This window comes from Streptomyces sp. TRM70350 (assembly GCF_019219825.1).
GTDB lineage: Bacteria > Actinomycetota > Actinomycetes > Streptomycetales > Streptomycetaceae > Streptomyces.
This window is the reverse complement of the sequence record NZ_JAHUXH010000001.1, coordinates 350,504-369,012: the sequence shown is the minus strand read 5'-3', so window position 1 is coordinate 369,012 and position 18,509 is coordinate 350,504. Positions and strand designations below refer to the sequence as shown.

Here is an 18,509-nt window from a genome sequence, read left to right as displayed (position 1 = left end):
TCCTCTTCTCCAGCCGATGCACGCGAAAAGGGCCCCACAGGCTCTCACCTGCGAAGACCCTTCGCACCGTCGGGACGACAGGATTTGAACCTGCGACCCCTTGACCCCCAGTCAAGTGCGCTACCAAGCTGCGCCACGTCCCGGTGCGGTCTGACCTGGGGTTTCCCCCGGGCGAACGCGCATGGAAACAATACCGCACTCGGCTCGGTGGTCGCGCACCCGTTTATGGCCGCCGCACCGAGCACGCCGGCGCTTGATCTCAAGTTTGGTTGAGGTTGCAGGATCGTCCGCATGACGATCACCGAAGAACGTACGTACGGGTACGCCGACCTGCCGCGCCTGATGGCGCTCATGACCGGCGACGAGAAGCACGGGCCCGCGGCCACATCCGCGCTGGACGTGCTGTGGGTGCTCCACGACCGCGTGCTGCGGATCGGCCCGGAGCGGCTGGAGGATCCGGAGCGGGACCGGTTCCTGCTGTCCAAGGGGCACGGTCCGATGGCGTACTACGCCGTCCTGGCCGCCAAGGGCTTCGTCCCCGTGGACTGGCTGCCGGGCTTCGGCCCCTACGACTCGCCGCTCGGCCACCATCCCGACCGGATGCTGGTGCCGGGCGTGGAGATCGGCAGCGGTTCGCTGGGCCACGGGCTGCCGATCGGCGTCGGTACGGCGCTGGCTGCGCGCCCGGGGGCTGCACGAGCCGCGGGTGTGGGTGCTGACCGGGGACGCCGAGCTGGACGAGGGCAGCAACCACGAGGCGATCGCCTTCGCCGGGCCCGCCGGGCTGGAGCGGCTGCACACCGTGGTCATCGACAACGCTTCCGCCAGCGATGCCCGGCCCGGTGGCATCGCCGCCCGGTTCGAGGTGGCGGGCTGGTCCACCGTGACGGTCGACGGCCGCGACCACGAGGCGCTGTACGCCGCCTTCACCGCGCCGCATCCGGGCCGCCCGCATGCGGTCGTCGCCCAGGTCGAACCCAAGTCCGAGTGACAACCCGGTCCGAGGAAGGACACCACAGCCATGGATACCATGCGTGACCGTCTCGCCCCCGTCGCCCTGCGGCTGCTCGACGAGGATCCCCGCGTCGCCGTGGTGCTCGCCGAGATCGGCGTGGCCGGCTTCGTCGAGGCCCGGCGCCGCCATCCCGACCGGGTGATCAACGTCGGCATCCGCGAGCAGCTCCTGATCGGGGCGGCTTCGGGACTCGCGCTCACCGGAATGCGGCCCATCGTGCACACCTTCGCCGGCTTCCTGGTGGAGCGGCCGTTCGAGCAGGTCAAGCTGGACCTCGGCCACCAGGGCGTGGGCGCGGTGCTGGTGAGCGCCGCCGCGTCCTTCGACTGGCCGGCGGGCGGCTACACGCACATGGCTCCCGGCGATGTGGCGCTGCTCGACACCCTCGACGGCTGGACCGTGCACGTGCCCGGCCACCCGGACGAGGCCGAGACGCTGCTGCGGCACGCGGTGGCCGCCGGTGACGACAAGGTGTACGTCCGGCTGTCCCTGCAGTCGAACGCCCAGGCCCTCCCCGTCGACGGAGCGCGCTTCCACACCGTCCGCGAGGGACGCTCCGGCGTGGTCGTCGCCGTCGGGCCGACCCTTGACGCGGTGCTTGACGCCACGGCAGGCCTCGACGTCACCGTGCTGTACGCGACGACCGTACGGCCGTTCGACGCGGCCGCCCTGCGCCGGGCCACTCAGACGGCCGGGACGGACGTCGTCCTCGTCGAGCCCTGTCTGGCGGGCACCTCGACGACCGCCGCGAACGACGCCCTCGCCGACGTACCGCACCGGGTGCTGGGGCTGGGCGTGGGGCGCCGTGAGCTGCGGCGGTACGGCACGATCGCGGAGCACGTCGCCGCCCACGGGCTCGACGCGCGGTCGCTGCGCGAGCGGATCGTGGGCTTCACGACGGGGACACGGATGCCGGTGCGCGCGTGAGGTTGGTGTCGACGCGCACCAGACCACGTATCGCGGGCACCGCGAGCAGGGCGATCACGACGACGAAGCTCATCGCGCCGGAGACCAGGAGCACACGGTCGGCCCCGAGGGCCGCGGCGGCGGGGCCCGCGAGGGCCTGGCCGACGGGCAGCATCGCGAGGGAGCCGGCCACGTCGTAGGCGTGGATGCGGTTGAGGACGCCGGGCTCGACCTGGGTCTGCACGCTGGTCGCCCACATGACGCCCCAGAAGGACATCCCGGCCCCGGCGACGGCCGCCCCGGCCGCCATCGCCGGTATGTCGAGGCCGAGCCCCACGGTCGCCGGGAACCCGGCGAAGCCGAACAGGGCGATCGCCCCGGCCCGCAGCATCCGGCGCGGGCGCAGCCGCAGGGCGAGGAGTCCACCGACGACGGTGCCGGCGCCGAGGGCGGAGTTGACCAGGCCGTAGGCGCGCGGGCCGTGCTCCTGGACCACCTCCGTCGCCACCAGCGGCACGGTCGGGCCGAAGACAGCGATCATGTACAGGCACCACACGGCGATGACTCCCCAGAGCCAGGTGCGTGCTCGGAACTCCCGCCAGCCCTCCACGAGATCGGCCCTGAAGGCACTCGCCCCGCGCCCGGCGCAGCGGCTGCCCGGCGCCAGTGGCGGCAGCCGGAGCAACAGCAGACACAGGGCGCTGACCGCGTACGTGGCGGCGTGCGCGGCGAAGACGCCACCCGCCGACGCGAGGCCGACCAGCACCCCCGCGACCGCCGGACCGGCCAGCTGGGCCGCGGACTCCGCGATGCGTATCGCGCCGTTCGCGCCCTGGATGTCGGAGGCCAGCCGGGGCACCATGCCGGCGACGCCGGGCTGGAAAACGGCGCTCGCGACGCCGTTCACGACGCCGATCGCGCAGATCTCCCAGAGCACCACGCGGTCCGTGAAGAACAGCGCGGCCGTGAGGGCCTGCGTGCCCAGCCGCACCACGTCGGCCCCGATCATCAGCTTGCGGGTGCTGAACCGGTCGGCGATGACTCCGCCGAAGACCACCAGCCCGGCGAACGCCCCGGCCGTCGCCGCCATGGCGAGACCGACCGCACCGGCGCCGTACCCGCGCTGGAGCAGGCCGGCGGCGAGGGCCACCGGGAGCATGGTGTCGCCGAGCCGGGCGACCGCCCGTCCGACGAAGAACAACCCGAAGTCCCGTGACCAGACCGCCCGCGCACCCCGTCCGGCCCCTGTGCTGTCCCCGCTCTCCTGGCCCGTCCCACGCGCCTCGGCAACGTTGTCCGGCGTCCCGCCCATCCCCTCGCGCTCCCTCCCCACGGATCCCGCAGAAGGCCCACCGGTCTCCGCACCGGCAGCCAAGCCCCCACCCCTTCGGATCATGCCACCGCCACTCACAACTCCGGAGGGAATGTCACCCCCCGGCAGGCAGCCCCAGCTCCGGATGGGCCTCCAGCACTCGGGACGGCGCGGCCTGCCGCCACGAGTCGGCGAGGATGTCCCGCAGTTCGTCCTCGTCCTCCAGCGTGGCCAGCCGTGCCCGCACCCAGGCGAACTGCGCCTCGTGATCGGCCACCCAGAACTTCTCCGGCTCGGCCAGGACCAGTTCGTCCCGCTCCTCCTTGGGGCAGCGCACGGCGATGGAGGTCTCGTCCTCCGGCAGCGTGGCGAACATCTTCCCCGCGACCCGGAACGTGGGCATACTCCAGGCGATCTTCTCCGTCGTGTCCGGCAGGGACAGGGCGATTCGGCGTACGTCTTCGGCATCCGGCATGCAACGCAAGGTAGCGCCTGCCACTGACAGTCAACCGGCGAGTGCCGCCTTCGCCCCGACCTGCTTGTAGTAGATGGTCGTCGGCCGCAGCACCCCCGCCGGGCTCGCCGCGTAGTCGGGTATCGCGCCGAGCCGGGTCCAGCCCGCCGTCCGGTAGAGGTGCTCGGCCGGACTGCCGGTCTCGGTGTCCAGGTGCAGGAGCGTCACCCCGGCCGCGACGGCCGCCCGCTCGGCGGTGTCCAGGAGCCGCCGCCCCAGCCCCCGCCCGCGTGCCTCGCTGTGCACCATCAGCTTCACCAGTTCCGCCCGGTGCCGGCTGTTGGGCTTGTCCGGAAAGGCGAGGCTCACGGTGCCGGCCAGCCGCGTCCCCTCGTACGCCGCCCAGACGGCCAGCTCACCGGCGGCCACCCCGGCAGCCCGCCCCTGCCACCACGCCAGGGCCTCGGCACGATCGAGCGGGGCGAGGAAGCCCACCGACGCCCCGTGATCGACGGTGTCGACCAGCAGCCCGGCCAACTCCCCGGCCAAGCCCAGCACTTCACCCGAGTCCAGCGCTTTCACGGTCATGGCAACACCACCGCCAGCACGTACCGCGCATCCTCGTCCCCGGCGCACCGGAACCGCGTCGCCCCCCACACCCGCAACCGCAGACAGTCCCCGGCGCCGAGTCGGTGCTCGGCGTCCTGCACGGTCACCGCGAGGGCCCCCTCCAGTACCCAGATGTGCTGCTCCAGTCCAGGCACGGGCGGCCGGTCGTACGCGATGTCCGCGCCCACCGCGAGCCGCCCCTCGACGAGTTCGCCGCGCAGCCCGGCATGCGGCGGCGACACGGACCGTCGTACGAAACCGCAGGCCCGGTCCTGCCACACCGGCTGGTCGGCCGCCCGTACCAGCAGCGCTGACTCCCCCTCGACCTCGCTGAGCAGCTGGGACATCGTGCGCCCGAACACGGCGCACAGGCGGTTCAGCATCGAGGCCGTGGGACTGATCTCCGCCCGCTCCGCGCGGGACAGCGTCGACCGGCTCACCCCGCTGCGCTCCGCCAAGTCCCCCAGGGACCACCCGCGTTCGGCCCGCAGTTGGGCGAGCCGCGCGCCGAGCCGGGCGTCGACGTCACGCGGGGCATCGACGTGGTGCGGGCCATCGACTTCCTGATTTCTCACATCTGGGACAGTATCCCGAATATGAGACGGCAGTGTTACGGACGGCTCACGCCTGTGCCGCCGCCTCCTCCAGCGCCCCCAGCACCGGCTGGATCAGCGGATGCCCCTCCGCGCCCCGGCGCACGGCGGCGAAGACCCGGCGCGTGGGCGCCACTCCGTCCACCGGCCGTACGACGACGCCGGTGAGGTCCATCCCGCGCAGCGCGGAGCGCGGCACGAGGGCGACTCCCGCGTCCGCCGAAGCCAGCGCCACGACCGCGCGGAAGTCGTCCGAGGAGTGCTCCAGCCGGGGCTGGAACCCGGCGCTCTCGCAGGCCAGCACCACGACGTCATGGCAGGGATTGCCGGGATACGGGCCGATCCATGGATCCTTGGCCAGCTCCGCCAGCGGCACCTCGCCCACCCCCGCCAGCCGGTGCCTGACCGGCACCACAGCGTCGAACGGCTCGGCGTACAGCGGAACATGGGCAAGCCGCGGATCGTCGGCGGGCGGGGCCCCGCGGTACTCGACGGCGACCGCGACATCGACCTGCCGGTCCAGCACCATCGGCAGACTGGCGTCCCCCTCGGCGTCCCGGACGCGGATGCGGATGCCGGGCGCGGTCCGCGCGAGGCGGGCCACGGCCGGTGCGACGACCTGGGCGATGCCGGTCGCGAAGGACGCGACGGTGACCGTGCCGGCGGCCCCCGAACTGTACGCGGCGAGTTCCGCCTCCGCCCGCTCCAGCTGGGCCAGGACCGCGTTGGTGTGGCTGAGCAGGATCTCACCGGCCGGGGTGAGCCGTACCCCCTTGGCGCCGCGCTCCACCAGCCGGTGCCCCGTCTCCTGCTCCAGGGCCGTGAGCTGCTGGGACACGGCGGAGGGCGTGAGATACAGCGCGGCGGCAGCCGCCGTCACGGTGCGGTGGTCGGCCACCGCACGGAGGATGTGGAGCCGCCGCGCCTCGATCATGGCACCGATTCTCTCAAACGCCCTTTGTCGACAAATTCCCCCTTCCGAGGGCTCAGGCGTCCAGCTCCGCCCGCGCCGCCACGAAGGCGTCCACCGCGCGGTCCACGTCCTCGGTCGAGTGCGCCGCGGACAGCTGGACGCGGATCCGCGCCTGCCCCTGCGGCACGACCGGGTACGAGAAGCCGATCACGTACACGCCCCGCTCCAGCAGCAGCTCCGCCATCCGCCCGGCCCGGGCCGCGTCGCCGATCATCACCGGCGCGATCGCGTGGTCGCCGGGCAGGACGTCGAAGCCCTCCTCGGTCATCCGGCGCCGGAACAGCGCGGTGTTCTCGGCGAGCCGCTCGCGCAGGTCGCCCGCCGACTCCAGCAGGTCGAGCACCTTCAGCGAGGCGGCCGCGATCACCGGGGCGAGGGTGTTCGAGAAGAGGTACGGCCGGGAGCGCTGCCGCAGCAGCGCGACGATCTCGGCGCGGGCGGCGACATAACCACCCGACGCACCGCCGAGCGCCTTGCCCAGCGTGCCGGTGATGATGTCGACCCGGTCCATCACACCGTGCAGCTCGGGCGTGCCGCGCCCGCCGGGGCCGACGAAACCGACGGCGTGCGAGTCGTCGACCATGACCATGGCGTCGTAGCGGTCGGCGAGGTCGCAGATCTCGCGCAGGGGCGCCACGTAACCGTCCATGGAGAAGACGCCGTCGGTGACGATCAGCCGCCGCCTCGCCGACTGCGCCTCCTTCAACTGCTGCTCCAGTTCCGCCAGATCGCGGTTGGCGTACCGGAAGCGGCGGGCCTTGGACAGCCGGATGCCGTCGATGATCGAGGCGTGGTTCAGGGCGTCCGAGATCACCGCGTCCTCCGGGCCCAGCAGCGTTTCGAACACCCCGCCGTTGGCGTCGAAGCAGGAGGAGTACAGGATCGTGTCCTCCTGCCCGAGGAACGCGGACAGCCGCGCCTCCAGTTCCTTGTGCACCTCCTGGGTGCCGCAGATGAAGCGGACGGAGGCCATGCCGTAGCCCCAGCGGTCCAGGGCCTCATGGGCGGCGGCGATCACCTCGGGATGGTCGGCGAGGCCGAGGTAGTTGTTGGCGCAGAAGTTGAGCACCTCGCCGGGGCGGCCGCCCGCCGAGACGTTGACGGTCGCGGACTGCGGGGTGTCGATGACGCGTTCGGGCTTGTGCAGACCGGCGGCGCGGATCTCGTCGAGGGTGGCGCGCAGGTCGTCGCGCACGGAGTCGAACATGAACAAGCTCCTATGAATGCAGGTGACTTACGCGGTCCAGTGACTTACGCGGTCCAGTCGAGGATGACCTTGCCGCCGCGGCCGCTCGCCGCGTCGGCGAACGCCGTCTCGAAGTCGCGGTAGCCGTAGCGGCCGGTGATCACGGGCGCGAGGTCGAGGCCGCCCTCCAGCAGCACCGACATGGCGTACCAGGTCTCGAACATCTCCCGGCCGTAGATGCCCTTGAGCGTGATCATCGAGGTGACGATCCGGGCCCAGTCGACCGGGAACTCCTGTGCGGGCAGGCCGAGCATCGCGATCCGACCGCCGTGCGTCATGTTCGCGATCATGTCCTGGAGGGCCTCCGCACGGCCGGACATCTCCAGGCCCACGTCGAAGCCCTCCCGCAGGCCGAGGGCCCGCTGCCCGTCCGCGATCCGCGCGTCGCGCACATTGAGGGCGAGGCTGACGCCGACCTTGCGGGCGAGGTCGAGCCGCTCCTCGCTGACGTCGGTGATGACGACGTTGCGGGCGCCCGCGTGCCTGGCCACGGCGGCCGCCATCAGTCCGATCGGTCCGGCCCCGGTGATCAGCACGTCCTCACCGACCAGCGGGAACGACAGGGCGGTGTGCACGGCGTTGCCGAACGGGTCGAAGATGGCCGCCACATCGAGGTCCACCGGCACGCGGTGCACCCACACATTGGTCGCGGGCAGCACGACGTACTCGGCGAAGGCCCCGTCCCGTCCGACCCCGAGTCCGACCGTGGCCCGGCACAGGTGACGTCGCCCGGCCAGGCAGTTGCGGCACTTGCCGCACACCAGGTGGCCCTCGCCGCTGACCCGGTCGCCGGTCTTGATGTCGGTGACGTCCCGGCCGGTCTCGACGACCTCGCCGACGAACTCGTGCCCGAGGACCAGCGGGGTGCGGATCGCCTGCTGCGCCCAGCCGTCCCAGGCGTGGATGTGCAGGTCGGTGCCGCAGATGCCGGTGCGCAGCACCTTGATCAGTACGTCGCCGGGTGCGACCTCGGGCTCCGGGACGTCCATGAGCCGGAGCCCTGGCTCCGCCTTGTCCTTGACCAGCGCCTTCATCGCTACGGCTCCTGACGGTGAGATCCCGGCCGCCGGCATGCCGAAGCAGCCCCGGACGGGGAGAGGAGTGGAATCGCACAGCAATCTGCCGTACGCCGCCGCCCTGGTCCATCGAGGATTTCTTAACCGCCGCCGCAGCTTTCCTTCACGCCCCCGGTCCGGCGTTCGCCGTGGTCAGAGCGGGAGCCCGCCGGTCTCGGGAGCTTGGAGCCGTACGACGAGATCCGCGGCCGTCGCCTTGATGGTCTCCAGGCCGGACCGCCCCCAGGGGCGGGGGAAGACATCGGCGACGCCGACGGTGCCGAGCACCATGCCCGTGGTGTCGATGAGCGGTGCGCCGAGGTAGGAGTGGATGCCGTACTCGTCGACGACCGGGTTGCCCGCGAAGCGCGGATAGTCACGGACGTCCTCCAGCACCAGCGCCTTGCGCCGGACCACCACATGGGGGCAGAACCCGTGATCGCGGGGCATGAAGCGGCCCATCACCGGCCGGGTCCCGTCCTCCTTGACGACGAGTCCGACGTCGGGCGCGTGCAGACCGGCGAAGAACTGCCCTTTGTCGTCGAGGAAGTTGACCATGGCGTACGGCGCACCGGTCAGCGACGCCAGATGACTCGTGAAGGCGTCGAGGGCGGGCTCCGGACGTTGCCCCAAACCCAGTTGGCGCAGTCGCCGCGTTCGCGCGGGTGCCTCCTTGTCCTCGGGGGTGAGCAGCAGCCGACCGGCCGGGCGCGGCGGGTCGTACCTCATGGCCGGGTCCCGTCGCTGTGGGCGTACGTCATATGCGGCTCCGGTGCGGTGTGTGCGGGTGTCACATGTGGGCGCCGTGGCTCGGCGCGGGGGTGACGGGTGCGTGGGCGATGAGATGGCGTACGAGGGTGAGCAGGGTCTGGACGCCGGAGGCGGAGATCCGGGCGTCGCAGCACACGACGGGGATCTCCGGGTCGAGGTCGATGGCGGCGCGCACCTCCTCGGGGTCGTAGCGGTGGCCGCCGTCGAACTCGTTGACGGCGACGATGAATCCGAGGCCGCGCTCCTCGAAGAAGTCGACGGCCGCGAAGCAGTCCTCCAGGCGCCGGGTGTCGGCCAGGATCACCGCGCCGAGGGTGCCCTCGCACAACTCGTCCCACATGAACCAGAACCGTTCCTGTCCCGGCGTACCGAAGAGGTACAGGACGTGGTTCGGGTCGAGGGTGATGCGGCCGAAGTCCATGGCCACCGTCGTCTCGACCTTGTTCTCGATCCCGTCGAGGTTGTCGGTGGCGGCGCTGACCGTCGTGAGCAACTCCTCCGTGCTGAGCGGCGCGATCTCGCTGACGGCACCGACGAAGGTCGTCTTGCCGACCCCGAACCCGCCCGCGACCAGGATCTTGAGCGCGGTGGGGAACGGGTCGGCGCCGTCGTCGTGGTCGTGGTCGTGGTCGTGGTCAGAGCTGTCGTCGTAGTCCATCGAGCACTGCCTCCAGAAGGGCCCGGTCCGTTGGGTTGTGGTGGAACTCCGGGGGCTTGGTGGTGAGCGCCCCGCAGTCGACGAGGTCCGACAGCAGCACCTTGGTGACCACCGCCGGCAGCTTGAGGTGGGCTGCGACCTCGGCGACCGAGACGGGCGCCCGGCACAGGTCGAGTGCCTGGGCGTGTTCGGGGCCGAGGTAGCCGAGGGGGGTGGCCCCGGTGGCTCTCACCTGCGAGATGAGGTCGAGCGCGACGGTGGGGCGGGTGCGGCCGTTGCTGACCGTGAACGGGCGTACCAGCCGCCCGGCCGCGTCGTCGAGCCAGGGCCCGTCGCCGGCCGCCGTCACGCTCAAGGCCTCATCGCCGTGGGTTCGGCGGACTGCTGCCGGGGAGCGGTCACCAGGTAGGGGCGGACGCTCTTGACCAGCATCGCCATCTCGTAGCCGAGCACCGCGGCGTCGGCCTCGCGGCCGGCCAGCACGGCCAGGCAGGTGCCGGAGCCGGCGGTGGTGACGAACAGCAGGGTCGAGTCGAGTTCGACGACGACCTGCCGGACCTCACCTCCGTCGCCGAACCGGACCCCGGCGCTGCGGCCGAGGGAGTACAGGCCGGAGGCCAGGGCGGCCATGTGGTCGGCGCTGTCCGGGTCGAGGCCGTGGACCGACTTCACGAGCCCGTCGCAGGACAGGAGCACCGCGCTGGTGGTGTGCGGTACGCGCTGTACGAGGCCGCTCATCAGCCAGTCGAGATCGGATACATGGCCGGTGGGGGCATCGGTCGCCATGGTGGTTCGACTCCTTGGGGTACGAAGGTCTGCGGGCGCGCCCGTGGGTGCGCCGGCGGTCATTGCGGTAGGGGTGGCGACGGCGGCGGCAGCTGCGGTGGTCATCCGGCTGGTCCGCTCCCGTCGTGCCGGGCGGGGTGGTCCGGGGTCATATGGGCGGCCTCGATGTGCGGGGGCGCGTCCGCGTGCGGTGCCTCCATGTGTCGTCCGCCCGCGTGCGGGGGCACGCCCGCACGCGTCCCGTTCATGTACCGTCCGCCCGTGTGGCGTCCGTCCATGTGGCGTACGTCCATGTGCGGTACGGCCATGGGGAGGTGCGTCGGCATAGGGGTCACGTCTGTGTGGCGGGCGTCCGGCGGGGACCCCGGCGGCGTGTGGGGGCGCTCCATATGCGGGTGCTCGATGTGCGAGGGCTCCTGGTGCGAGGGCTCCTGGTGCACCGACGCCGAGTGGACGGACCCTGAATGAGCGGACGCCGAATGAGCAGACGCCGAATGGGTGGACTGTGCCTGCTGCTGGGCCTCGGCGAGGCCGATGCCGCGCTGGAACGCCGCCATCAGGCCGGGGTCGTGGCCGACGAGGTGCTCGGCGTCCGGGCGGGGTGCGGGGCCGCCGCGCAGCTGGGGTGCGATGTGCTGGTGGGCGCGGCGCCGGGGCAGTTGGGGCTTGCCCATGGTGCCGCGGACGGTGCCGGTGGGCGGTGCGCCGGTGGGTTCCTCGACGGCCGGCCGGTCTTCGGGCCGGATGCCGGGGACGGCCTCGACCGGGTTGGGCCGCTCCTCGTGGGTGCCGCGGAGCGGAAGGGGCGAGGGTCCGGTGCCGGTCGGCGCCGGTGCCGTCCCGGCGTCGGGTGCGGGCTGGTGGTGCTGTGGGGGCGGGGCGGGGCGGGCGGCGTCGGGCTGGTTGCCGAGCAGCGCCTGCGGCACGACGAGGACGGCCTGGACACCGCCGTAGATGTTGGTCTGCAGACGGACGGTGATGCCGTGCCGCCGGGCGAGCTGCGAGACCACGAACAGCCCGATGCGGCCGTCCGCGAGCAGGCGGGCGACATTGACCTGGTCGGGGTCGGTGAGCAGGGCGTTCATCTTGTTCTGCTCAGCGACGGGCATGCCGAGGCCGCGGTCCTCGACCTCGACGGCGAGGCCGGAGGTGACGAGGTTGGCGCGCAGCAGCACCTGGGTCTGCGGGGCCGAGAACACCGTGGCGTTCTCGACGAGTTCGGCCAGCAGATGGATCACGTCGGCGACGGCGTGGCCGCGCAGGGTGCCGTCGATCGGCGGCACCAGACGGACGCGCGAGTACTGCTCGACCTCGGCGATGGCCGAGCGCAGGACCTCCGTCATGGAGACCGGGTTGCTCCACTGGCGGCGGGAGACGGCGCCGCCGAGCACGGCGAGGTTCTCGGCGTGGCGGCGGATGCGGGTGGCGAGGTGGTCGACGTGGAAGAGGCCCTTGAGCAGGTCGGGGTCCTCGATCTCGTTCTCCAGCTCGTCGAGGATCGCGATCTCGCGGTGCACCAGCGACTGAAGGCGCCGGGCGAGATTGACGAAGACCTCCAGCTTCTGTTCGCTGCCGGCCTGGCTGGAGAGCTGGGCCGCCTGTACGACGGCGGTGACGGCGCCGTCGTGCGCGCGGGCCAGGTCGGCGGCGAGCAGCTCGAAGTCGTCGGCGTCCTCGGGCGGACCGCCGCGCGGCTTGCGCGGCGGCGGTACCTCGCCGCGGCGCAACGCCTCGACGAGGGCACGGAGATCGGCCTCGCGGCGGGCGCTGCTGCGGCGCAGCGCACCGACCCGCTCGTGCACGGCCCGGGCGGCCCGGTCGGCGGCGATCACGGCGATCCCGATGCCGACGAGCGTCACACAGACGGCGCCGGCGAGTACGGCCCACAGGGTGAGGCTGGTGCGGGCGCCGGTGGAGCGGACGGTGAACAGCACGGCCGCGCAGGCGCTGAGGGCGACCGCGACCGGGGGCAGTACGGCGAGACGCAGCAGCTGGGGCCGTATGTGGGCCTCGGGCAGCGAGGGAACGGGGTGTGCGACCGGCCGTCCGTGCCGCCCGCCCTCGCGGCGGTCTGCGCGTGCGGCCGGTGCGCGGAGGTGTGACATCGGGCGTCCTCGTACTGGTCCATCGGTCGGGGGCCGGGGCGGGCCCGGTCTGCGCGACTCGGGCATGCGGCGGCGCGGTGCCGGTCGACGACGCCGAAGAATCCGGCCCTGCGTCGCCCGGCGGACACTCACAGTAGTCGGCAACGCATCAGGTGCGGTGGGCAGTTGACAAAGTCCTACGGCAAGCGTCCCGCTCTGGTATGAGGTCTCGTACGACAGACCGATAAGCGCGTCGGGACAATGAGGCAGGCGTCGTAAGAGATCGATCCGACCTGCTCAGAACCAGTCACATGCGGTATTCGCCGTGGGATGCGCTGTACGCGCCGAAGGGAGGCACCGGAGCTTCAGGGCAATCGCGCGCCCTGGCGCGCACCGGCGGAGTAGCCCGCAACCGGTCGCCCGCTACCGGTCGCCCGCCAGGTCGAGGTCGCCCTCCTGGGCGGCCGAGACGGCGTCGGCGCTCGCGATGCGCGGCCAGTGGCGGGCGACGGGTGCGGAGACCGCGCGCCACCAGGGGTCCACCGGGATCTTCCCGGCCGGTTCGAAGGGCTCGCCCGGCCGCGGCAACGCCACCGCCGCTCCGGCCGCCTCGGCGGCGTCCTTCGTCCATTCGCCGGGCTCCGCCCACGCGTGCGGCGCCAGGTTGAACGTCGCCCAGTGGATCGGCAGCAGCACACCCGACGCGGCATCCCCGCGCTGCAGGTCCAGATGCGAGCGGACACCCTCGTCGGGAAGCATGTGGATGTCCGGCCAGAACTCGCTGTAGGCGCCGATCTGGATCATCGTGGTGTCGAACGGGCCGTGGTCGGCGCCGATGTCCCGGAAGCCCTCGAAGTATCCGGTGTCGCCGCTGTGGAATATCCGGTGCTCCTCCCCCGCCACGACCCAGGACGCCCAGAGCGTGTGCTGGGTGTTGCGCAGGCCGCGGCCGCAGAAGTGGCGGGCCGGGGTGGCGGTCAGGGTGAGCGCGCCGACCTTCGTCGACTCGTGCCAGTCCAGCTCGCGCAACCGGCCGGCGGACACGCCCCAGTGCTCGAGGTGGGCGCCGACGCCGAGCGGCACGGCGAACAGCGTGTCCGTGCCGGCCAGCGCCTTGATCGTGGGCATGTCCAGGTGGTCGTAGTGGTCGTGCGAGATGACGACGACGTCCACCGCTCCGAGCGCCGTCAGGGGCAGCGGCACCGGGTGCAGCCGCTTGGGCCCGGCGAAGGCGAACGGGGAGCAGCGCTCGCCCCAGACGGGGTCGAAGAGCACCCGCTGTCCGTCGATCTCCGCGAGCACGCTGGAGTGGCCGAGCCAGGTCAGCCGGAGGCCGGTGGCGGGCGGCCGGGCGAGGTCGGCGGCCGTGGTGGTGTGCAGGGGCACCGCGCCGTGCGGGGTGCGGCGGTTACGCGCGTCCTTGCCGAAGTAGGTCTTCGCGAAGCCGAGTACCGAACCCGACGGGCGGATCCGTGAGGGGCCGCCGGGGTTCTGGAAGACACCGTCCCGGAAGTGGGGCGATCTGCGGATGCGCGCCATGCGCTCACCGCTCGGCTCCGCGCCGAAGGCCGCGGGCTGCAGCGCGCGGAGCCCGGGGCTCAGGGAACGGGAACCGGCCACGGTACCTCCAAGGGAGTCAGTGAGGCTTCCATTATGGTCCGCCCCACTGACATCACCCGCCGCCCCATGTCCGACACTGACTCAGGATTCAGTACGTGCACTCGCTCACGGCTCGGTGCATGCCTTCGGCCGCAAGGAGCTTCCATGACCGCCCCCTTTCTGTCGCTCACCTGGACCGACCACGTCACGGGCCGCCAGGGCTTCCTGGTCGTCGACCGGCTGGTGCGCGGCGTCGCCAGTGGCGGGCTGCGGATGCGCCCGGGCTGCACACTGGACGAGGTCACCGGGCTCGCCCGCGGGATGACCGTGAAGGAGGCCCTGCACTACGACCCCCAGGCCCGTTACGTCCCGCTCGGCGGCGCCAAGGGCGGTATCGACTGCGACCCCCGGGACCCGGCGGCGTACGGACTCCTGGTGCGCTATCTGCGGGCCGTACGGCCGTACATCGAGACGTTCTGGACCACCGGCGAGGACCTCGGGCTCACCCAGGAGCTGGTGGACCGGGCGGCCGCCGAGGCGGGGCTCGTCTCGTCGATCCAGGCGGTGTATCCGCTGCTGGACGACGAGGCGGCGGCCCGGCGGCGGCTCGCCGACGCGTTCGCGGTGGAGGTGGACGGCATCGGGCTCGGCGAGCTGGTCGGCGGCTGCGGGGTCGCGGAGGCGGCGCTCGCGGCCCTGGACCGGGCCGGTGTGCCGCGCGCGGGCACGCGGGTCGCGGTGCAGGGCATGGGCACCATGGGCGGCGCCACGGCACGCTTCCTCACGCGCGCGGGTCTCACGGTCGTGGCCGTCGCCGACATCAAGGGCACGATCGCCAACCCGGCGGGCCTCGACGTGGACGCGCTGCTCGCCGCGCGGGACGCCTACGGCACGGTGGACCGCTCCGCGTTGCGGCCCGGCGACCTCGAACTGCCCGGCGAGGCCTGGCTGTCGGCCGACGCCGAGGTGCTTGTGCCCGCCGCCGTGTCGTACGCGGTCGACACCGTGAACCAGGACCGGGTCACCGCCCGCTGGATCGTCGAGGCGGCCAACATGCCCGTCGTACCCGAGGCGGAGGCGCTGCTGACCGCGCGCGGGGTCACGGTCCTGCCCGACGTGGTGGTCAACTCCGGAACGAACGCCTGGTGGTGGTGGACGCTGTTCGGCGACATCGGGGCGGACGCGGACGAGGCGTTCTCGTACACGCGGCGAGCGATGCGTGCCCTGACCGAACTCGTGCTGGCGCGTGCGGAGGCCGACGGGAGCACGCCGCGTGCCGCCGCGCACGCCGTCGCCGAGGACCGGCTCCCACTGCTCGCGGAGCGCTTCGGGTCGTACCGCTGAGGGGGGACGTCACCGCCCGGCCGTCGACGGGTGTGGCCCGTTAGGGTGACGGGGTGGCGAGAGTGCGGTTGAGCGTGGCGGAGCGGCGTGAGGAGTTGTTGCGCGCCGCCGTGGAACAGATCGAGGCGCGGGGGGTGGCGGCGGTGCGGATCGCCGATGTGGCCTCCGCGCTCGGTGTGAGCAACGCGCTGGTGCTGTACCACTTCTCGACGAAGGAGAAGCTGGTCGCCGCCGCGTTCGCGTACGCGGCCGAGGACGATCTCGCCCATCTAAGCAAGCTGCTCGGCCGGCGCACGACGGCTCTGCGCCGGCTGCGGTCGGCCGTGCGCTGGTACGCGCCGACGGGCCAGGCCAAGGGCTGGCGGCTGTGGATCGAGGGCTGGGCGGCGGCGCTGCGCGAGCCCGCGCTGCGGGAGGTCACCCGGGACCTCGACAAGCGGTGGAAGGCGGCCATCGCCGAGGTCATCGCCGAGGGGGTGGCGGCCGGTGAGTTCCGCTGCACCGACCCCATGGGCGCGGCCCTGCGGCTGACCGCCCTGCTCGACGGGCTCGCCGTGCAGATGACGTCCTACGCGGGAGCGGTGTCACGCGCGCGTGCGCAGGAGTGGGTGAACGAGGCACTGGCCCGGGAACTGGGTCTGGCGGAGGTGCCGACGGCTCAGCAGCGGTGAGCCGTCGCCCGTTTCGTTCCTTTTTGCGGCATACGGTCCCGTGGTCCACGCCGGTCGCGGGCCGACCCGGCATCAGCATCCGGAACGGCCCGCTCCAGGCGCGGCGCCACGGGGTCGCCGCAGGACGGCCTCAGGCCACCGAGGCGATCCGCATCTTGATGTCGTCCGGCGACAGCGTGCCCTTGGCGGTGACATGGTCGCCCGACGACTCACCGCGCAGTCGCCGGCCGATCCACGGCACGAGGTACTCACGCGCCCAGTGGACGTCGTCCCGCCGCACCTCCAGGGTGCCGCGCGGGGGCAGCGGCGGCCAGGGCTGCTCGGGGTCGGCGGGGACGGCGAGGCCGAGTGCCTGACCGGCGCGCAGCGCCACGCGCGTGTGCCCCTCGGGCGAGAGGTGCAGCCGGTCGCCGTCCCAGGCGCGGCGGTCCTGAACGGACTTGAGCGACCACAGGTCGAGCACCGGGCAGCCGTACCGGTCGGCGATGGCCCGCACATGCCCGTTGTAGGTGGCGATCTTGCCGCGCAGATGCCGCAGCAGGGGAACGCCCCGGGTGTCGAAGCCGGTGGTCACCAGCACGGTGCCCACGGCGTCGGTCAGCGCGGCCACCGCCCGCTCGAAGCGCTCGGCCACGTCGTCCGGGTCGGTGCCCGGGCGGATGATGTCGTTGCCGCCGGCGCAGAACGAGACCAGGTCCGGCGCGATTTCGATGGCCCGCGGAACCTGGTCCGCCACGATCTGGTCGAGCAGCTTGCCGCGCACGGCGAGATTGGTGTACTGGAAGTCGCCTTCGGGTCGGCGGTCCGCGAGCAGTACGGCGAACCGGTCGGCCCAGCCGACGAACGCCCCGTCGGGGCCGGGGTCGCCGACACCCTCGGTGAAGCTGTCCCCCACCGCCACGTACGACCCGATCACTGATCTGCTGTCATTCTTCGAATCGTCTGCCACGTCGGAACATCATTCCCCTTCGAGTGTGACCTACGCGACCGTAGGAAGGGGTTGACGGACGGTGAGAAAGGCCACGGCCAAAGGATTGGTCAACTGTGGAACAACGCCTGGTGACCTACGCCACCGAAGGCCGGACCCGGGGATCGGGGTCGGCCTTCGATGGCGGGAGCGGCGCGTGCGTCAGCCGACGGAGACGCCCTTCGAACGAAGGTAGGCGACCGGGTCGATGTCCGAGCCGTAGTTCGGCGTGGTGCGGATCTCGAAGTGCAGGTGCGGTCCGGTCGAGTTGCCGGTCGAGCCGGAGAGGCCGATCTGCTGGCCCGCGCTCACGGTCTGGCCGCTGGAGACGGAGAGCGAGGACAGGTGGGCGTACTGCGCGTAGTAGCCGTCGGCGAGCTTGATGACGACCTGGTTGCCGTACGCTCCGGCCCAGCCCGCGGAGACGACCGTGCCCGCACCGACGGCCTTCAGCGGGGTGCCGCTCGGGACGGCGAAGTCGACGCCGGTGTGGTAGCCGCTGGACCACATGCTGCCCGCCACGCGGTAGGCGGTGCCGACGGCGGCACCGTCCACGGGGGCGGAGAAGGCGCCGGCGGTGCTGGTGCCGGCCGTCTGGGTGGAGGCGGAGGCCTCGGACGCCCGCGCCGCGGACTCGGAGGCGTTGGCCGACTCAGAGGCGTTGGAGGACTGCGACGTCTTCGTGGAGGCCGACGACTTGGGCGAGGAGGCGGCGGACGAGGGCTTGCCGCTGCTCGCGGGGGCCTTCTTGCCGATCGTGAGCTTCAGGCCGGGGTGGATGAGCGACGGGTCCTCGCCGACGGCCGCACGGTTGTCCTCGTAGAGCCGCTGCCAGCCACCGCTGACGTTCTGCTCGTCGGCGATCTTCGCGAGGTAGTCGCCGACCTTCACCGAATAGGTCCGCACACCCGCCTTCTTGGCGGCGGACTTCTTTTCGGCAACCTTCTGCTGGACGGCCGTCTTCTCGGTCGGGACCGACTGGACGGCCTTTTCCGCGGCCGACTGGGGGGTGGCGGCGTGGGCGCCGGCGGCCCCCATGAGCGGGAGGGCGAGTGCGGCGCCACCGGTTCCGGCGACGGCTATGGAACGGGTGAAGCGCTGGGTCTTCGGACGGCGGTGCTTACCCTTTGCGGGCATGGCGAATTCCTCTCCGGCGCCTGCGAGGTGAGCTGTCGGGTGCGGACTGGAGATGTCCGGCCGCGTCGAAACGCGGCTTTACCCCAAGCCGTTCCGGAGACCGGAACAGGCGGTTCTACCTGTGGGTCCCCCGCTCCTGCCGAACACGGGTGAGTTTGCGCGGGCACCGGGCGGCGGCAGGATTCGGCGTCCGCCCGGATCGGTGAGGAACGTAAGCGACCCAAGACGCAAGGGACAAGCAAGAGGTTGCGCCCGAACGCCGTTTTCGTGATCCGTTCACCTGAATTCCGGTCACACTCCGTGCAGTACAGCGCCGCGGTTTTCGGTAA

18 protein-coding genes, 1 tRNA gene, 1 pseudogene and 1 riboswitch are annotated in these 18,509 nt (G+C 72.2%); of the genes and pseudogenes, 4 read left to right on the top strand and 16 right to left on the bottom strand.

Annotation, left to right across the window (positions count from 1 at the left end):
* Positions 1 to 69: 69 nt before the first annotated feature.
* Positions 70 to 143: transfer RNA gene (locus KWI83_RS01625), tRNA-Pro, on the bottom strand.
* Between the two features lie 148 nt (positions 144 to 291).
* Here KWI83_RS01625 and KWI83_RS01620 point away from each other — a divergent pair.
* Together KWI83_RS01620 and KWI83_RS01615 are read left to right on the top strand one after the other, a co-directional pair.
* Positions 292 to 991 (top strand): annotated as a pseudogene (locus tag KWI83_RS01620) (transketolase).
* A 30-nt stretch (positions 992 to 1,021) separates the two neighbouring features.
* The gene (locus KWI83_RS01615) at positions 1,022 to 1,942 is read left to right on the top strand and encodes a transketolase family protein (protein ID WP_218512399.1); all 921 of its coding nucleotides are present in this window, start codon (positions 1,022 to 1,024) and stop codon (positions 1,940 to 1,942) included.
* On the opposite strand, the gene KWI83_RS01610 is transcribed toward KWI83_RS01615, so the two are convergent.
* The 13 genes from KWI83_RS01610 to KWI83_RS01550 form a co-directional block, all read right to left on the bottom strand.
* Entirely contained in the window at positions 1,908 to 3,233 is a 1,326-nt protein-coding gene (locus tag KWI83_RS01610; protein WP_218512398.1) for an MFS transporter, read from the bottom strand. The two genes, KWI83_RS01615 and KWI83_RS01610, sit on opposite strands and share 35 nt — an antisense overlap.
* Positions 3,234 to 3,348: 115 nt before the next feature.
* Positions 3,349 to 3,708 (bottom strand): MmcQ/YjbR family DNA-binding protein, encoded by a 360-nt coding sequence (locus KWI83_RS01605; protein WP_218512397.1) that lies wholly within the window; start codon positions 3,706 to 3,708, stop codon positions 3,349 to 3,351.
* Between the two features lie 30 nt (positions 3,709 to 3,738).
* Entirely contained in the window at positions 3,739 to 4,275 is a 537-nt protein-coding gene (locus KWI83_RS01600) for a GNAT family N-acetyltransferase (RefSeq protein ID WP_218512396.1), read from the bottom strand.
* Entirely contained in the window at positions 4,272 to 4,871 is a 600-nt protein-coding gene (locus KWI83_RS01595; protein WP_218512395.1) for a helix-turn-helix domain-containing protein, read from the bottom strand. The genes KWI83_RS01600 and KWI83_RS01595 overlap by 4 nt, the downstream gene beginning before the upstream one ends.
* 46 nt (positions 4,872 to 4,917) lie before the next feature.
* Complete coding sequence (locus KWI83_RS01590) at positions 4,918 to 5,823, bottom strand: LysR family transcriptional regulator (protein ID WP_218512394.1); 906 nt, start codon at positions 5,821 to 5,823, stop codon at positions 4,918 to 4,920.
* A 52-nt stretch (positions 5,824 to 5,875) separates the two neighbouring features.
* Positions 5,876 to 7,069, bottom strand: a complete 1,194-nt coding sequence (locus tag KWI83_RS01585) for a glycine C-acetyltransferase (RefSeq protein ID WP_218512393.1) — start codon at positions 7,067 to 7,069, stop codon at positions 5,876 to 5,878.
* 44 nt (positions 7,070 to 7,113) lie between these two features.
* Positions 7,114 to 8,142 (bottom strand): L-threonine 3-dehydrogenase, encoded by a 1,029-nt coding sequence (tdh, locus tag KWI83_RS01580; protein WP_218512392.1) that lies wholly within the window; start codon positions 8,140 to 8,142, stop codon positions 7,114 to 7,116.
* Positions 8,143 to 8,316: 174 nt separating this feature from the next.
* A complete protein-coding gene (locus tag KWI83_RS01575) occupies positions 8,317 to 8,892 on the bottom strand; it encodes a GAF domain-containing protein (protein WP_218512391.1) in 576 nt (191 codons plus the stop codon).
* A gap of 61 nt (positions 8,893 to 8,953) precedes the next feature.
* The gene (locus KWI83_RS01570; protein ID WP_218512390.1) at positions 8,954 to 9,592 is read right to left on the bottom strand and encodes an ATP/GTP-binding protein; all 639 of its coding nucleotides are present in this window, start codon (positions 9,590 to 9,592) and stop codon (positions 8,954 to 8,956) included.
* The gene (locus KWI83_RS01565) at positions 9,570 to 9,941 is read right to left on the bottom strand and encodes a DUF742 domain-containing protein (RefSeq protein WP_218512389.1); all 372 of its coding nucleotides are present in this window, start codon (positions 9,939 to 9,941) and stop codon (positions 9,570 to 9,572) included. The genes KWI83_RS01570 and KWI83_RS01565 overlap by 23 nt, the downstream gene beginning before the upstream one ends.
* 2 nt (positions 9,942 to 9,943) lie before the next feature.
* Positions 9,944 to 10,378, bottom strand: coding sequence for a roadblock/LC7 domain-containing protein (locus KWI83_RS01560; RefSeq protein ID WP_218512388.1), 435 nt, complete (start codon positions 10,376 to 10,378; stop codon positions 9,944 to 9,946).
* Between the two features lie 101 nt (positions 10,379 to 10,479).
* Positions 10,480 to 12,483 carry an ATP-binding protein gene (locus tag KWI83_RS01555; RefSeq protein WP_218512387.1) on the bottom strand — a complete coding sequence of 668 codons (2,004 nt, stop codon included), beginning with the start codon at positions 12,481 to 12,483 and terminating at the stop codon, positions 10,480 to 10,482.
* Positions 12,484 to 12,885: 402 nt separating this feature from the next.
* Complete coding sequence (locus KWI83_RS01550) at positions 12,886 to 14,082, bottom strand: MBL fold metallo-hydrolase (RefSeq protein WP_218512386.1); 1,197 nt, start codon at positions 14,080 to 14,082, stop codon at positions 12,886 to 12,888.
* A 144-nt stretch (positions 14,083 to 14,226) separates the two neighbouring features.
* On the opposite strand from KWI83_RS01550, the gene KWI83_RS01545 reads away from it, so the two are divergent.
* The gene (locus KWI83_RS01545) at positions 14,227 to 15,405 is read left to right on the top strand and encodes a glutamate dehydrogenase (protein ID WP_218512385.1); all 1,179 of its coding nucleotides are present in this window, start codon (positions 14,227 to 14,229) and stop codon (positions 15,403 to 15,405) included.
* 53 nt (positions 15,406 to 15,458) lie between these two features.
* Positions 15,459 to 16,076 carry a TetR family transcriptional regulator C-terminal domain-containing protein gene (locus KWI83_RS01540; protein WP_218512384.1) on the top strand — a complete coding sequence of 206 codons (618 nt, stop codon included), beginning with the start codon at positions 15,459 to 15,461 and terminating at the stop codon, positions 16,074 to 16,076.
* 130 nt (positions 16,077 to 16,206) lie between these two features.
* On the opposite strand, the gene KWI83_RS01535 is transcribed toward KWI83_RS01540, so the two are convergent.
* Both KWI83_RS01535 and KWI83_RS01530 read right to left on the bottom strand, forming a co-directional pair.
* Positions 16,207 to 16,992 (bottom strand): SGNH/GDSL hydrolase family protein, encoded by a 786-nt coding sequence (locus KWI83_RS01535; protein ID WP_218512713.1) that lies wholly within the window; start codon positions 16,990 to 16,992, stop codon positions 16,207 to 16,209.
* 213 nt (positions 16,993 to 17,205) lie between these two features.
* The gene (locus tag KWI83_RS01530; RefSeq protein ID WP_218512383.1) at positions 17,206 to 18,180 is read right to left on the bottom strand and encodes a LysM peptidoglycan-binding domain-containing M23 family metallopeptidase; all 975 of its coding nucleotides are present in this window, start codon (positions 18,178 to 18,180) and stop codon (positions 17,206 to 17,208) included.
* A 4-nt stretch (positions 18,181 to 18,184) separates the two neighbouring features.
* A riboswitch (cyclic di-AMP (ydaO/yuaA leader) is annotated at positions 18,185 to 18,379 on the bottom strand.
* Positions 18,380 to 18,509: the final 130 nt, after the last annotated feature.